Origin of the sequence: Shigella sp. FJ200513 (assembly GCF_040495915.1) — a bacterium.
Lineage (GTDB): Bacteria > Pseudomonadota > Gammaproteobacteria > Enterobacterales > Enterobacteriaceae > ECMA0423.
The window spans coordinates 1-14,742 of sequence record NZ_JBDYCV010000054.1; the positions used below are offsets into that span (position 1 = coordinate 1).

Sequence of the window (14,742 nt, forward strand, 5' to 3'; positions counted from 1 at the left end):
TGTCCAATGTGCATAAAAAAATCCGGAAACAAGTGAGCGTTTCCGGATTCTTACACAGCCACTGGATCGGTCAACTGCTCCTTAACTGATCGGCATTACTCCACACGGAGAGGCATTTTTATCGCTGCGCAATGTTGACTCTTGTCACTGGCGAACTCTGACGATTCTCCCACAGCACCGTTAACCCACGCTGTAATGCTATAAAAATAAACAACAAAATACCGATGGCGATTTTCGTCCACTAGGAACTCAGCGTGCCGTCAAAGTTGATGTAAGTCTGGATCAGTCCCTGAATTGCCACGCCAAAAAGCGTCCCAAGCACCGTCCCGACGCCACCACTTAACAACGTACCGCCAATCACCACCGACGCGATGGCGTCCAGTTCCACACCTACGCCCGCCAGTGCATATCCGGCTTGGGTATAAATCGAGAAGACAATCCCCGCCAGTGTTGCCAGTCCGGTGGAGAGCATATAAATGCGAATAGTGGTGCTGCGAGTAGAAATCCCCATCAGGTTCGCCGACGTCGCGTTGCCGCCAATAGCGTACACCTGATTGCCAAAACGGGTACAATGCGCAAGGAAAATACCGATAACCACCACCGCCAGCATCAACAGCCCCATCGCACTAAGGCGACCGCCGCCGGGGATTTTCCACGCAAGGCTTGAGAGCGTGTCATAAATGGGATGGTTTATCGGAATCGACTCTTCCGAAACGAGATAGCTGACGCCGCGCAAAAAGAACATCCCCGCAAGCGTAATGATAAATGCCGGGATCTTCAGGGCGTCGATCAGAAGCCCCATAAATGCGCCGAAGGCACAGCCCATCACCAGCACTAGCGGAAACGCCAGCAGCGGCGAGAGGCCGAAATCGCCAACCACTTTTGCCAGAAACACGCCAGTAAAGGCGATCACCGAACCGACGGAGAGATCGATACCGCCAGAGAGGATCACAAAGGTCATGCCAACGGCGATTATCCCAAGAAAGGCGTTATCGGTCAGGATATTGCAGATCACCCTTGTGGAAGCAAAACCGGGAAACTGGGTCAGGCAGTAGAGATAGCCCAGCACAAAGACGCCGATGGTGATCATCAGCGGCAAGTTACGTTTTATCATGGCTACGTACTCCTTTAATCAGACTGATAAAGCGTTGCGACTGAACAATCAGCACACAAAGCACCACCACCGCTTTCACCACCTGGTTCATCTCCGGCGGAAAGCCCGAAAGCAAAATTCCGGTGTTCATCCCCTGAATAATCAGCGCCCCCACTACCGAGAGCAGCAGGTTAAAGCGCCCGCCCATCAGCGATCCGCCGCCAATCACCACCGCGAGAATGGCGTCCAGCTCCAGCCATAATCCGGCGTTGTTGGCATCGGCACCGCGAATATCCGCCGCCACGATAATGCCCGCAATCGCCGCACATAGCCCGCTCAACACGTAGGTGAGCATGACGATGATTCGCGTGTTTACCCCGGCATTTTTTGCCGCCCGAATGTTGATACCAACGACTTCGATAAACATCCCCAGCGCCGTTTTGCGGGTCAACAGCCAGAACAGGAGAAGCGTCAGCACCGCGATAATGACCGGCGTTGGCAGGAACAACAGCGATCCGCTGCCAAACCATGAGAGATCCGGCGAGTTAAACGTGACGATCTGCCCGGCGGTGATCAGTTGCGCCACGCCGCGCCCGGCGACCATCAGGATCAGGGTGGCGACAAACGGCTGAATTTTGAGGATCGCTACCAGTATGCCGTTCCACAATCCCGCCAGGATGCCGGTGCCCAGGGCGCTTAACAAAACAATCGGCAGGCTGAATCCCGCGACCGTCATCGCAGCCGTTGTGGCTCCGGCGATAGCCATCACCGCCCCCACAGAGAGATCGATACCACCGGTGGCGATCACCAGCGTAATACCAATCGCCAGTAACGCAACGGGAGCTGCACGGTTAAGAATGTCGATAGGGCTACCGAACAAACGCCCATCCTGAAGCACCACCTGCCAGAAATGCGGGGCTACCAGGCTATCGACCAGCAGCACCAGCAACAGTGCCGCCAGCTGCGGCATCCCCGTCGGCCAGTGAAAACGCCTTTTTGGCGGCGTAGTGTCAGGGAGAGATTGAGGCATCACACTGTTCTCCTTACGCCGCAATGGCGTTCATGATCGCCGGAACGGAAAGCTGTGCCAGCGGGATCTCCGCCACCTGTTTGCGATCGCGCATGATGATCACCCGGTCGGCATAGCCCACCAGCTCTTCCAGTTCGGAGGAGATCACCAGCAGCGCCAGACCGTCAGCACACAGCGTTTCAATCAGGCGGATGATCTCGGCGTGGGCACCAACATCAATGCCACGGGTTAGCTCATCAAGGATCAGAAATTGCGGTCGGGTCAGTAGCCAACGTGAAAGCAGCACTTTTTGCTGATTGCCACCGGAGAGAAATTCAATCGGTTGTTCAGTTGAAGGTGTGCGAATGCCAAGCTGGCGGATAAAGCGTTCGGCAATCTCTTGCTGCTCTTTGCGGGAAATGGGTCGTAGCCAGCCGCGCTGGGCCTGGAGAGCGAGGATGATATTTTCCCGCACCGAGGCGGCGGCGATGATGCCATCGGTTTTCCTGTCTTCCGGGCAGAATCCGATGCCCAGTACTGAAGCCTGATGTGGCGATCGCAGGGTTTGCGGTTTGCCTTTGATCAACGCCGTGCCGCTGTCAGCAGGTTTGATACCGAAGATCACTTCGGCGGTTTCGGTACGTCCGGATCCCAGCAAGCCAGCCAGACCGACGATCTCGCCGGGGCGCACTTCGAGATCAAACGGTGCTATCGTTCCTTTTTTGCCGTAATTTTTGAACGCGGCAACGGGTTTGTCGCTCAACAATGTTCGCCCGGCACGCTGTAGCGCGTGGGTATCCAGCTCGCGCCCCAGCATCATTTTTACCAGTTCGATCTGCGGTAGCTCGCGCGTTTCCCGACAGCCTACGAAACTGCCGTTGCGTAAGACGGTGATCCGATCGCTGACCTGATAGACCTGATCGAGAAAGTGAGTGACAAAGATCAGGCTGACGCCGCGATCGCGCAACTGACGCATCAGGCCAAATAATAGCTCCATTTCCTGGGTGTCGAGGCTGGCGGTGGGTTCATCGAGGATCAGCACTTTGGCGGAGAGATCGATAGCCCGGCAAATGGCGACGATTTGCTGCATCGCCACCGAAAAACGGTTAAGCGGTTCGCGCACGTCGAGGGAGAAACCGTAAGATGCCATCAGTTCGGTGGCGCGCTTTTCCATCTCTTTACGGCGTAGAAGGCCGAAACGTTTGGGTTCGCGACCTATGAATAGATTATCAGCAACCGACATATTGGGTAGCAGGTTGACTTCCTGATAGACGGTGCCGATACCGAGTTGTTGTGCATGGGCGGTATTTTTCGGTGAGATAGTCTGGCCTTCCAGCCAGATGGTGCCGCGATCGGCGTGGTATACACCAGTTAATGCTTTGATTAGCGTTGATTTTCCCGCCCCGTTTTCACCAAGCAGCGCCATGATTTCGCCACGGCGCAGGCTGAAATCAACGTTGTCTAACGCTTTGACGCCGGGGAAAAATTTACTTAATCCTTCGGTGCGGAGGATCTCCTGGTGTTGGTCGGTCGTCATGGTTTCCCCCGGTGTAAAGCGTGCTCCCAGTAGGCATGATAAGACGCGGTAAGCGTCGCATCAGGCTTCAGTGCACCATCGCCGGATGCGGCGCGAGCGCCTTATCCGGCCTACGAATCGGCATCAGGCATAGCAACCCTCAATACCCCATATTTTTCTTCTTCTCTAACTCTTCTTTTGCGGTATCAGGCAGGTAAAGGGTGGATTTGGTTAACGTCAGCTTTTCAGGCATGGTGCCGTCTTTTTTGTATTTCTCCAGCGCATCGAAAGCGGGTCCCGCCATGTTCGGCGTCAGTTCAACACTGGCGTTCGCTTCGCCATCCATCATCGCTTTGTAGATGTCCGGTACACCGTCAATGGAACCCGTGAGGATATCTTTGCCCGGTTTCAGGCCCGCTTCTTTAATTGCCTGAATTGCACCAATCACCATGTCGTCGTTATGGGCGTAAACCATGCAGATGTTTTTGCCGTTGTTTTCCGCTTTGATAAAGCTCTCCATGACTTCTTTGCCTTTACTGCGGGTGAAGTCACCTGACTGCGAGCGGATAATTTTGATATTTGGCGCATTCTTAATGGCTTCGGCAAAGCCTTTCTTACGGTCAATGGCGACGCTGGCCCCAACGGTGCCCTGCAGCTCCACCACGTTGCATGGTTTGCCATTCACTTCTTTTACCAGCCAGTCACCGATCAACTTACCTTCGAGGATGTTGTCGGCAGTAACGGTGGTCATATAGAGAGATTTGTCTTTCACATCGATGGAACGGTCGAGCAAGAAGACCGGGATTTCGGCATCTTTCGCCTCTTTTAATACCGGTTCCCAACCCGTCGCAACCACTGGAGCGATAAAGATCGCATCCACCCCTTATGCAACGAAGGAACGTACCGCTTTAATCTGGTTTTCCTGCTTTTGCTGACCATCGGCAATTTTCAACGTAATTCCGCGTTTTTCGGCCTCACTTTTCGCCACATTGGTTTCTGCGGCGCGCCAGCCGGATTCCGATCCGACCTGCGAAAATCCTACGGTTAATGGAGCGGCCAACGCCATAGACGACATGGCTGCCGAGACTGCAGAGACTACAAGTAAGCGTTTCCACATAGGGTTGTCCTCGTCGGGGTAATTATTATTGGTGAAAAGATGTTCGCGAAAAAACTATAGACAATTCGTTATGTAACGGATTGCGTTACATCACACTTCAAAAAAGTAAATAAAACGTTAATCACAAGTTTGTAATCGCTTTCATCTCACTATGAAAAATGCGGCTACGGTTATGGATTTTCCTGCTCTGTATACCGTCTTAAAACTGGCGAAAAAGGAAAATGAAGACGAAAACAAGCAAAGACATTCGGCGCGAGTTGGCTATAATACTTGGCACTTGTTTGCCACATATTTTTAAAGGAAACAGACATGAGCTTACTCAACGTCCCTGCGGGTAAAGATCTGCCGGAAGACATCTACGTTGTTATTGAGATCCCGGCTAACGCAGATCCGATCAAATACGAAATCGACAAAGAGAGCGGCGCACTGTTCGTTGACCGCTTCATGTCCACCGCGATGTTCTATCCGTGCAACTACGGTTACATCAACCACACCCTGTCTCTGGACGGTGACCCGGTTGACGTACTGGTCCCGACTCCGTACCCGCTGCAGCCTGGTTCTGTGATCCGTTGCCGTCCGGTTGCCGTTCTGAAAATGACCGACGAAGCCGGTGAAGATGCGAAACTGGTTGCGGTTCCGCACAGCAAGCTGAGCAAAGAATACGATCACATTAAAGACGTAAACGATCTGCCTGAACTGCTGAAAGCGCAAATCGCTCACTTCTTCGAGCACTACAAAGACCTCGAAAAAGGCAAGTGGGTGAAAGTTGAAGGTTGGGAAAACGCAGAAGCCGCTAAAGCTGAAATCGTTGCTTCCTTCGAGCGCGCAAAGAATAAATAAGTTCTTCTAGCGCAATAACCCTGAACGCCGGGCTTCGGTTAGTAAGGGTTTTTTTATGCCCGCGATAAATAAACTCTCTATTCCACCATCATTATTCTCAGCGGTTGCAAGGCTTGAACGGTAAGAACAAGCAAACCCGACCACCATTTTGCTGTTCATAGCCACTTGCTGGAAGTTAGCCGACCTCACTCATACTCACCGTTCAAAGCGTGCCCCCGTTTTACCCCTGCACATTTGTGAACGCCAGCAGAGTTTTTTATGCGATTGCAGATATGGAAAGCGGCTCGGAGAGAAAAGCAAAAGATGGAAAAGTTACAAAAAAAAATCGCGAGATACATCGCATAAAACAACGCCACCCGAAGGAGGCGTGCTTTTATTATTACTTATCCCTGTCTAACCAGTCGCCGCTTTCAATTAGCTTTAATCCATCGACGGGTCGTTGATAAACGTACATCCATGCACTCCCATACGGCGTCTGAATCAACTGGCGCGCGTATTCACCGCCCCTGGTGCGCAAGGCATCAAGTTCGGCCAGCGTGGCGTTGTCAATACGATAAACTTCACCGTGTACCGTTCCGTTCCCCGGAACTGCGCCTGGATAGTGGCCCAGGCTATACAACTGGTAGTTATCGATACTGAAATCGCCCAGTAACTGGGCATTGGTCATCCAGTGACTGTTGCCTTGTTTGTGGCGTAAACTGCCGTAGACAAATATTCGCATTGCTAAAACTCGAACTGATAGAGCAAATCCAGTGCCTGGTCTACACCAGACACGGCTTCCAGATATAGCTTAGGCATCAGGCGATAACGTAACGTGAGTGTTGCTATAGAGTCAAATATACCCACGCCGTATTTCACTTGCAGACCTGGCAATACATAGCCGCTGACCACTACCTGGGAGGAGTCGCCTACTCCCAGGGTGTCGAGCGCTAAATTGCTTACGCCAAACGTCTCGCCGATTTTACCCACAATCTGGCCACTTTGCGCAACCCCCAGACCAATCAGCATCGAGGTCATTGCCGCACTGTCGCTCTGATCGCTCTCCAGCCCTTGTCCACGTAGCAAATAAGACAATGCAGCTTGTTGCGACATCGCCGGGTCAGAGAAGATCTCCGCTTTCGGTTCGTCCGCCAGACCAGTGACGCGAACTCCGGCGATTACATCGTCTTCTGTAGCATCCGGGTTACGAATAGCTTCAATATTAAGATACGGTTGATCCGGCGGACCAGAGAACAGTAACTCACCCTTACGCACAATCAGATCCTGACCATAGGCATGGAAGCGCCCTTCAGGGATGTTGATCTGCCCGTTCAGGCCCAGCCCTTGTTTGTCCTGTACGACGTTAAGATCGCCCGTCAGCCGCGCTTTCAGGCCAAAGGCGTCAATGCGCACATTGTTGCCAACGTGGACAATCAGGTTACTGTTAATCGGAATCGACGCCGTTTTCGGCTCTTCCGGTTGCAGGTTATCGTTAAGCATCACCACATCGCTGGAGACGCCTACTGCGCTTTCCGGCAGATCGTGCACCACGATGCGCGCCCACGGGACATCCACGCGACCATCGAGGGTAAACAGGTTTGGTGTAGCCTCGAATACAACATCTGGCGATACATCCATTCGTACCATCGGCGGCACGGTGATCCGCACTTTACTGCCTTTCGCCGTTACTCGTGCCCGCCAGTTTTCAATTTGGCTCCAGTCGGCATCACCGTTCAGGTAGATTTCACCCTGCTGGGTCCGTACTGTACCGGCAAGCGTCGAGCGCATACCGTTAAAGTTGACCGCAAGCTGGCTCGGCTGCATATCAAACGGCATAAAGTTGCCGTCGATATCCACACCCGTAACCTGAAGCTGACCAAACAACTGCGGGCTTTGCACATCACCACCCAGACGCAAGTTGGCACTCACCATCCCCGCTGCTTTTTCCCCACGGGTAAAGATGGGGTTTATCATCGCAAGGTTGAAGTTACGGATATTGACGTTGCCACCAAGATTACGGCGGCCTTGCGGATCGGTCACCTGCACCTGTCCATCAAACTGGCCGTTATTGGTCAGGCGGATGGTCCAGCCCAATTCGGCACGGTTGTTACGCAATTCCGCCGTCAGATTCAGTGTCTGAAACGCCACCGGCAGCGCCGCATCGTTGACGGTTTGCGTTACCTGCACGTTACGCCCCGAAAGGGTGATACTGCCCTGCGGCAGCCCCTCTTTCGTGGTGTCCCAGGCAACATCCGCTTTACCCGTGAAGATACCGCTGGCCTGAGTGGTTTCTGGCATAAACGGTTTCAGCATGGCGAGGTCGAAGCGGTTGAGATTCACCACCGCACGCCCTTCGGCCCCCGCATCGATAGTTTGCGGCACGCACAGTTCCGCATTCGGGTTAAGCCAGCAGTGTGGCCCGATGCTGATTTTTTGCTCCTTATTGCGGTAATCCAGCGCAATATCGCGGGTCAGCGACCACGGGCCGACCGGCGTCTGGAAGCGGGTATTGCTAAGAGTTCCCTTCCAGCGTTCTTCTTTGCGATCAAAACTTCCTGCCAGATTAAGCTGCCCGGAGACAGGCTCGCCCTGAATCCGCAACTGTAGCTCGTGCTGCTTTTCGCTGCCTTTGGCATTCAGGGTGACGAGGTTGATATTTACATCCGGCTGCGAAATTTGCTCAACGCGTACGTCGAGTTTCCCGGCGATCTGATCGGTGGATTTAATGTCGCCTTCCACGCGAACCTGCGCCACGGAAAGTTCCTGCCAGCGCAGGCCGCGCGCGGTGATATCTGCCAGTAGTTGTGGCGCTTCCACCGTGCCGCGTACTTTCACCAGCCCTTTCGCTGTACCGCCAAGCCCCGGCAGCGCGTTATCCAGCCCCGGCGCGTTGATGGTGGCATCAAGATTGAGATCTTTTACCCCCAGCTCGCCTTTCACTTCGGCACTGTTTGGCCCGAGTTCCAGATGAAGCCCAGGGATCATCCACTGCATATAACTGTTGCCTTTCAGCGTGCCGTCAACGTTCACTTTGTTCTGTTTGACGTTACCGGTCAGCTTCAGTTCTGGCACCTCCATCTGCCAGGTGCCGCCGTACAGGCTACCGCGGGTTTTAATCAAGCCATTGAGTTTCGACGGCCACTCCGGGAACTCTTTGGCGGTGTTAATGCCATTAAGCGTTAGCTCACCGCGCCAACTAATGGCCTGCTGCCAGTCGAGCAACGCCTTGAGTTCAGTTTTCCCTTCCAGCGCCGCGACGGTGAGTTTGTCGAGATTGACCTGCTGTTCATTACCTTTGGCATCAAGGGTAATGGTGGCTGGCGGGATCTCCTGTCCCTTCACTGCCGTACGCATAGAGAGCGTGTAATCGGTCATTTTGCCGGTAAGTTTCAGTTTCAGATCATCCGCCTGATACTGCTTCTCACCAGTGAACGGCCAGTAAAGCTGTTTGCTGTTCACTTCCACGTTGAGTGGCAATCCGGCTTCCGCCAGTCGCGTCTGGGCGCGTAAATCCATATCCACCGGACCGGAAAGGTTAACGCCTATCTCCAGCTGTTCGCGCAGCGCGCCGCCCACTTTCAGCTTCACCTTTTCACCTTTCAACGGCTCCACGTTCAGTGTGCTGTTGAGGGTGATATCCACCGGCCAGTTGTCTGACAGCTGCGCCGTGCCGCTGGCGTTGACGATCCCCTGGTTGGAATCGATATCCAGGGCGTCCAGTTTAGTATTGCCGTCAATGCTGCTCACTTTCAGCAGCATGGTGCGCACGGTGATGTCCGTGTCGCCCGTCACGCGCAGCTGCTCGCCCTTAAACTCTTCAATGTTCAGGTTAAGCGGCAAATGCACGTCGGTCATTTCCGGCAATACCGGGCGAGAAAAGAGATCTTTCAGCGTTTCGCCGAGCGGCTTTTCCTCCGGCTGCGGATTTTCAATTTTCGGTTCGACCACTTCTTCCTGCGCCACTTCCACCACTTTCGGCAGAGCAATCAGCAGGCCTTTCAGCGACGTCGGTTTCAGGGTCAGGGTTTTCTCCTGCCAGTTCAGGCCGGAGGTGAAGTCCATCACCGACACCGTGGTGTCATCAATCTTGATGTTGACGTTGTCCAGCGCCACCCGTGTCAGGGTGATGGGATACGGCGTGGAGAGATCCAGCGGACCGCTATCTTCCTCTTCTTCAACCTGTTCAGAAGGAGGCATTTTTTTACTGTCGATGTTGACCTGAATGTCTTTCAGCGCCAGGTCATTAATACAAACGCTACTGTTCCACAGGCACTCAAGACCGACCCCCAGATGCAGATTACCCGCTTTTACCGCCACGCCTAGCTGCTCATAACGAACGTCAGACAAGGTGAGATCGCGCCAGCCGCCGGTGACCTTGCCAATATCCAGTCCTGGCACCCAGCGATCCGCCGCTTTAAATACAAGATGCAGGCCGCTGGTGGTGCCCACCAGAAACGCCACCGATCCCAGCAACAGTAAGATAACGATAACCACGCCGAGGCTGATTTTTTTCCATAAACTCATAATTCTGGCCCCAGACCGATGTAAAACTGTAACCCGTGTTCGTCTTTATCCGCGACCGGTACGGCAAAATCGAGTTTGATTGGCCCGACCGGCGATTCCCAGCGTACGCCGACCCCGGTACCGGTTTTAAAGTCGCTGCGGCGAATATCGCTTACCGCTTCGCCACTATCGACAAACACCGCGCCCCACCATTTTCCGGTCACGTTGTACTGGTATTCCAGCGATCCGGTTATCAACTTCGAGGCCCCTTTCAGGTCACCGTTGGCGTATTTCGGGGCGATAGATTTGTATTTGTAGCCGCGAATACTGCGATCGCCCCCGACGAAGAAACGCAGATCCGGCGGTACTTTGTCGAAATCACCGGTTTCAATCCAGCCCAGCGTGCCGCGTGTCACAAAGCGATGGCGATCGTACAGTGTGCGGATCCAGACGTGCTGCGCCTGGAAAACGGAGAAATCGACATCTGAACCCCAGGCCGTGTTGGAGTAGTCGATAGAGTAGCGTTGCGAGTCTCCCCAGGTTGGCATCAGGCCACCACGAGAACGCGTGCGGCTAATCATCACCCCAGGATAAAACAGCATCGTGGTGTTGGTAATTTCACCCTGGGTAAAGTGGTCGAGGCTCCAGCGCAGGTTAATGGCACGCTGCCAGCCGCTGGAGAGATCCCAGTAGCGAGAAGCCACCAGCGTAGTGGAGTCAGATTCGGTATCGTTCAGGTCAGTGCGCTTAAAACCGCCCTGCACCAAATAATATTGTTCCAGTGGATTCTTCAGCAGCGGCATTTTATAGCTGAAGTCGAGGGTCTGTTCCGGCGCGGAAATACTGGTACTGGTGGTCAAACTGTGACCGTATGAGTTCATCCACGGCTTTTTCCACGTCGCTTTCACGCGCGGTCCCACGTCCGTAGAGTAACCGACCCCGGTTTCGATGGTGTTTTCTGTTCGCGGCGAAACCACGCCCGTCAATGGTAATACTTTCGTTTCGCGCGCTTTATCAAATTGTGGAGCCACCACCACCGAGTTAAACCAGCCGGTAGCAGAAAGTCGGCGGTTCAGTTCCGCCAGATCTTTCGATTCATACTCATCGCCCTCTTTAAACGGCACCAGATTTTGCAGGTATTCATCGCGGATTTGTGATCCTTCAAAGGTCACATGCCCAAAGCGGTAACGTTCGCCACTGTTATAATCAATATCCCAGAAGGCTTTATGCAGGCCGAGCGCAATGCCCAGCTGCGCTTTGGTAAATTCGCTATCGAAATAACCTTTACGCAACGCAATACTGGTTAAGGACTTTTTGAAATTTTCATAATCGCCCTGGTTCAGTACCGTACCAATAGCCGGGCGAGTATCGAGCAATTTCAAATAGTCTTTATCGGTCCGCGCGCCGCCGCGCAATACCACATCGGTGCCGCCAATTAACACCGGCACACCTGGCGTGACTTTGGCGATCAATACCTGCCGCCCTTTCTTTGGCGGTGGACGGAGATCAAATTCAATGGTCGGCTGGTAATAACCCAGCGCTTTCAGACCTTCACGGATGGCATCATCGACGCGTGCGCGAAAGCGACGGTCTGGCGTCACTTCATCACTTTCAATCGTAGAAAGCTGCGCACGAACGTTCTTTTCCAGCTGTCCCGATAACCCCTCGACCTGTAGACGGACGTTCGCGGCGACGGCAGATCCGCTTAAGCAGAGTAAGCTTACACAGCATAACTGTCGGATATAGCGCACATTTTCTCCTGAATATCCTTTTTTCCTGCCCCTGGAACGCCGTTAAACGGCTTAACAAAAATCCAGTAATATGGATTAAAAAGCAGACTAAACCCCAAATATTTCTTATGTTTTACTTTAGACCTATTCACGGTGGTTATTGTGTGCAAATACGCCTCTTGTTACAACCTTAACCCCAATGACCGATTTTCGGGAGAGCGACACCATGAGTTTATTTGATAAAAAGCATCTGGTTTCCCCCGCCGATGCCCTGCCTGGACGTAACACCCCGATGCCCGTAGCCACGCTGCATGCGGTCAACGGTCACTCAATGACCAATGTACCTGACGGAATGGAGATTGCCATTTTTGCGATGGGTTGTTTCTGGGGTGTGGAGCGTCTGTTCTGGCAGTTACCCGGCGTTTACAGCACCGCCGCAGGCTATACCGGCGGCTATACGCCAAATCCGACTTATCGGGAAGTGTGCTCCGGTGATACGGGTCATGCCGAAGCGGTACGCATTGTTTACGATCCTTCCGTCATCAGCTATGAGCAGTTGCTACAGGTATTTTGGGAGAATCACGATCCCGCCCAGGGAATGCGTCAGGGCAATGACCACGGCACGCAGTATCGTTCAGCGATTTATCCGCTGACCCCAGAACAGGATGCCGCAGCTCGCGCCAGTCTGGAACGTTTTCAGGCGGCGATGCTTGCCGCCGATGACGATCGTCACATCACCACGGAAATCGCTAACGCCACACCGTTTTATTATGCCGAAGATGACCACCAGCAATATCTGCATAAAAACCCATATGGTTATTGTGGAATTGGCGGAATTGGCGTCTGTCTGCCGCCGGAAGCATAGCGTTACGGGTACAAATGTAGTTTGTTGATAAAGTGCTCTTTGTCTATGCCTGATGCGGCTTAAACGACTTACCAGGCCTACAAAATCGCCCAAATTCAATATATTGCAAGGACTGCGTAGGCCTGATCGGCATAGCGCATCAGGCAGTATTGCATTTATCAGCAGTCTGAATTTTAACCCTCTGGCGACTTTACAGTACCTTACGCTATACTAGCCACTGAAAATGCCGGTTCACTTTCTTCGAATCGGCTTTCAATGTGTATTTCACACAAATTAATCAACTTTCCCTTCCGAGGGTCTGGCCTGAAAGGTCGGATAAGATATGTTAAACAGTATTTTAGTCATACTCTGCTTGATCGCTGTAAGTGCGTTCTTCTCGATGTCCGAGATCTCGCTTGCCGCCTCACGCAAAATCAAACTTAAACTGCTGGCTGATGAAGGCAATATAAATGCCCAACGCGTTCTGAATATGCAGGAAAATCCCGGCATGTTCTTTACCGTGGTCCAAATCGGTCTGAACGCAGTGGCGATTCTCGGCGGTATCGTCGGTGATGCGGCATTTTCTCCAGCTTTTCACAGCCTGTTCTCCCGCTATATGTCGGCAGAGCTCTCTGAGCAACTGAGCTTTATTCTCTCTTTCTCGTTAGTGACTGGCATGTTTATCCTGTTTGCGGATTTAACCCCGAAACGCATCGGTATGATTGCGCCAGAAGCGGTGGCTTTGCGTATCATCAACCCGATGCGCTTCTGCCTGTACGTTTGCACCCCGCTGGTGTGGTTCTTCAACGGCCTGGCGAACATGATCTTCCGTATTTTCAAACTGCCAATGGTACGTAAAGATGACATCACTTCTGATGACATCTACGCGGTAGTGGAAGCCGGTGCGCTGGCGGGCGTGTTACGTAAACAGGAACACGAGCTGATTGAAAACGTCTTTGAGCTGGAATCCCGTACCGTTCCGTCTTCAATGACACCGCGTGAAAACGTGATTTGGTTTGATCTCCACGAAGATGAGCAAAGCCTGAAGAATAAGGTGGCGGAACATCCGCACTCTAAGTTCCTCGTCTGTAATGAAGATATTGACCACATCATCGGTTATGTCGATTCTAAAGACCTGCTGAACCGCGTGCTGGCTAACCAAAGCCTGGCACTGAACAGCGGCGTACAAATTCGCAACACGCTGATTGTGCCGGATACGTTAACCCTTTCAGAGGCGTTGGAAAGTTTTAAAACCGCAGGTGAAGACTTCGCGGTGATCATGAACGAGTACGCGCTGGTGGTGGGGATCATCACCCTCAACGACGTGATGACCACGCTGATGGGCGATCTGGTCGGTCAGGGGCTGGAAGAGCAGATTGTCGCCCGTGATGAGAACTCATGGCTGATTGACGGCGGCACCCCAATTGACGACGTCATGCGCGTGCTGGATATTGACGAGTTCCCGCAGTCGGGCAACTACGAAACCATCGGCGGCTTTATGATGTTTATGCTGCGTAAGATCCCGAAACGCACCGATTCGGTGAAATTCGCCGGCTACAAATTTGAAGTGGTGGATATCGATAACTACCGCATCGACCAGCTGCTGGTGACCCGGATCGACAGCAAGGCCACCGCCCTTTCGCCAAAACTGCCTGACGCTAAAGATAAAGAAGAAAGCGTCGCGTAACCCCCAGAAACATCAACGGCTCCTGAATCAGGAGCCGTCTTATTACTGCATAGCACTTTGGTTAAGCCATCTCTGTTTGCAGACGCATAACCTGACGGTTAACTTCGGACATCACTGACAAATGCAGCTTATCCTTCACTTTTGGGATAAGAATCTTACCCTTATCAAATTCAAAAGCGCCAATGTCCTTGATGTATAACCGTCCACGGAACAGGATCTTTACGTACTTCGCCACCTGAAGTGGGTTGTACCGTTGGAAAATTTTCATTGTTATCTCCTGCTGAGTATTACGCCTGTGCGGTGCCACAATCGGCCCAACTATTATGAGGCGCAAATTTTAATGCTTAGTGACTATAGACTATCCGGGCAATGTTTCCACCGCGTATAACTTTTTTTACCTAAAGGTTACAATTATTCAGAATTA

General features: G+C 52.7%; 9 protein-coding genes and 2 pseudogenes. 3 read left to right on the forward strand and 8 right to left on the reverse strand.

Annotated elements, in window-relative coordinates; translation table 11 throughout:
- Positions 1–118: 118 nt before the first annotated feature.
- From yjfF to ytfQ, 4 genes and pseudogenes are all read right to left on the reverse strand, one after another.
- Positions 119–1,114: pseudogene (gene yjfF, locus ABZJ92_RS12830) on the reverse strand (galactofuranose ABC transporter, permease protein YjfF).
- Positions 1,101–2,123 (reverse strand): galactofuranose ABC transporter, ATP-binding protein YtfT, encoded by a 1,023-nt coding sequence (gene ytfT, locus ABZJ92_RS12835; RefSeq protein ID WP_005054006.1) that lies wholly within the window; start codon positions 2,121–2,123, stop codon positions 1,101–1,103. The pseudogene yjfF and the gene ytfT overlap by 14 nt, the downstream one beginning before the upstream one ends.
- Before the next feature lie 13 nt (positions 2,124–2,136).
- On the reverse strand, positions 2,137–3,639 hold the full coding sequence (gene ytfR, locus ABZJ92_RS12840) for a galactofuranose ABC transporter, ATP-binding protein YtfR (protein WP_000205829.1): 1,503 nt from the start codon (positions 3,637–3,639) through the stop codon (positions 2,137–2,139).
- Between the two features lie 139 nt (positions 3,640–3,778).
- Positions 3,779–4,735 (reverse strand): annotated as a pseudogene (gene ytfQ, locus ABZJ92_RS12845) (galactofuranose ABC transporter substrate-binding protein YtfQ).
- Between the two features lie 309 nt (positions 4,736–5,044).
- Between ytfQ and ppa the strand changes: the two are divergent.
- A complete protein-coding gene (gene ppa, locus ABZJ92_RS12850; protein WP_000055068.1) occupies positions 5,045–5,575 on the forward strand; it encodes an inorganic diphosphatase in 531 nt (176 codons plus the stop codon).
- 379 nt (positions 5,576–5,954) lie between these two features.
- Here ppa and ABZJ92_RS12855 read toward each other — a convergent pair whose 3' ends face one another.
- Genes ABZJ92_RS12855 through tamA form a run of 3 tightly spaced genes read right to left on the reverse strand, consistent with a single transcriptional unit; the run spans position 5,955 to position 11,808 of the window.
- Positions 5,955–6,296 (reverse strand): gamma-glutamylcyclotransferase family protein, encoded by a 342-nt coding sequence (locus ABZJ92_RS12855; RefSeq protein ID WP_001219160.1) that lies wholly within the window; start codon positions 6,294–6,296, stop codon positions 5,955–5,957.
- A 2-nt stretch (positions 6,297–6,298) separates the two neighbouring features.
- Positions 6,299–10,078, reverse strand: coding sequence for an autotransporter assembly complex protein TamB (tamB, locus tag ABZJ92_RS12860; RefSeq protein WP_000060858.1), 3,780 nt, complete (start codon positions 10,076–10,078; stop codon positions 6,299–6,301).
- The gene (tamA, locus tag ABZJ92_RS12865) at positions 10,075–11,808 is read right to left on the reverse strand and encodes an autotransporter assembly complex protein TamA (protein ID WP_001269323.1); all 1,734 of its coding nucleotides are present in this window, start codon (positions 11,806–11,808) and stop codon (positions 10,075–10,077) included. The genes tamB and tamA overlap by 4 nt, the downstream gene beginning before the upstream one ends.
- Before the next feature lie 205 nt (positions 11,809–12,013).
- Here tamA and msrA point away from each other — a divergent pair, with 205 nt between their 5' ends.
- Positions 12,014–12,652: a peptide-methionine (S)-S-oxide reductase MsrA gene (gene msrA, locus ABZJ92_RS12870; protein WP_001295196.1), complete on the forward strand. Its 639-nt coding sequence runs from the start codon at positions 12,014–12,016 to the stop codon at positions 12,650–12,652.
- Positions 12,653–12,974: 322 nt separating this feature from the next.
- A complete protein-coding gene (gene paeA, locus ABZJ92_RS12875; protein ID WP_000935042.1) occupies positions 12,975–14,318 on the forward strand; it encodes a polyamine export protein PaeA in 1,344 nt (447 codons plus the stop codon).
- Between the two features lie 61 nt (positions 14,319–14,379).
- Here the strand turns inward: paeA and ABZJ92_RS12880 are convergent, their stop codons facing one another.
- A complete protein-coding gene (locus tag ABZJ92_RS12880; protein ID WP_005053984.1) occupies positions 14,380–14,586 on the reverse strand; it encodes a DUF1107 domain-containing protein in 207 nt (68 codons plus the stop codon).
- Positions 14,587–14,742: the final 156 nt, after the last annotated feature.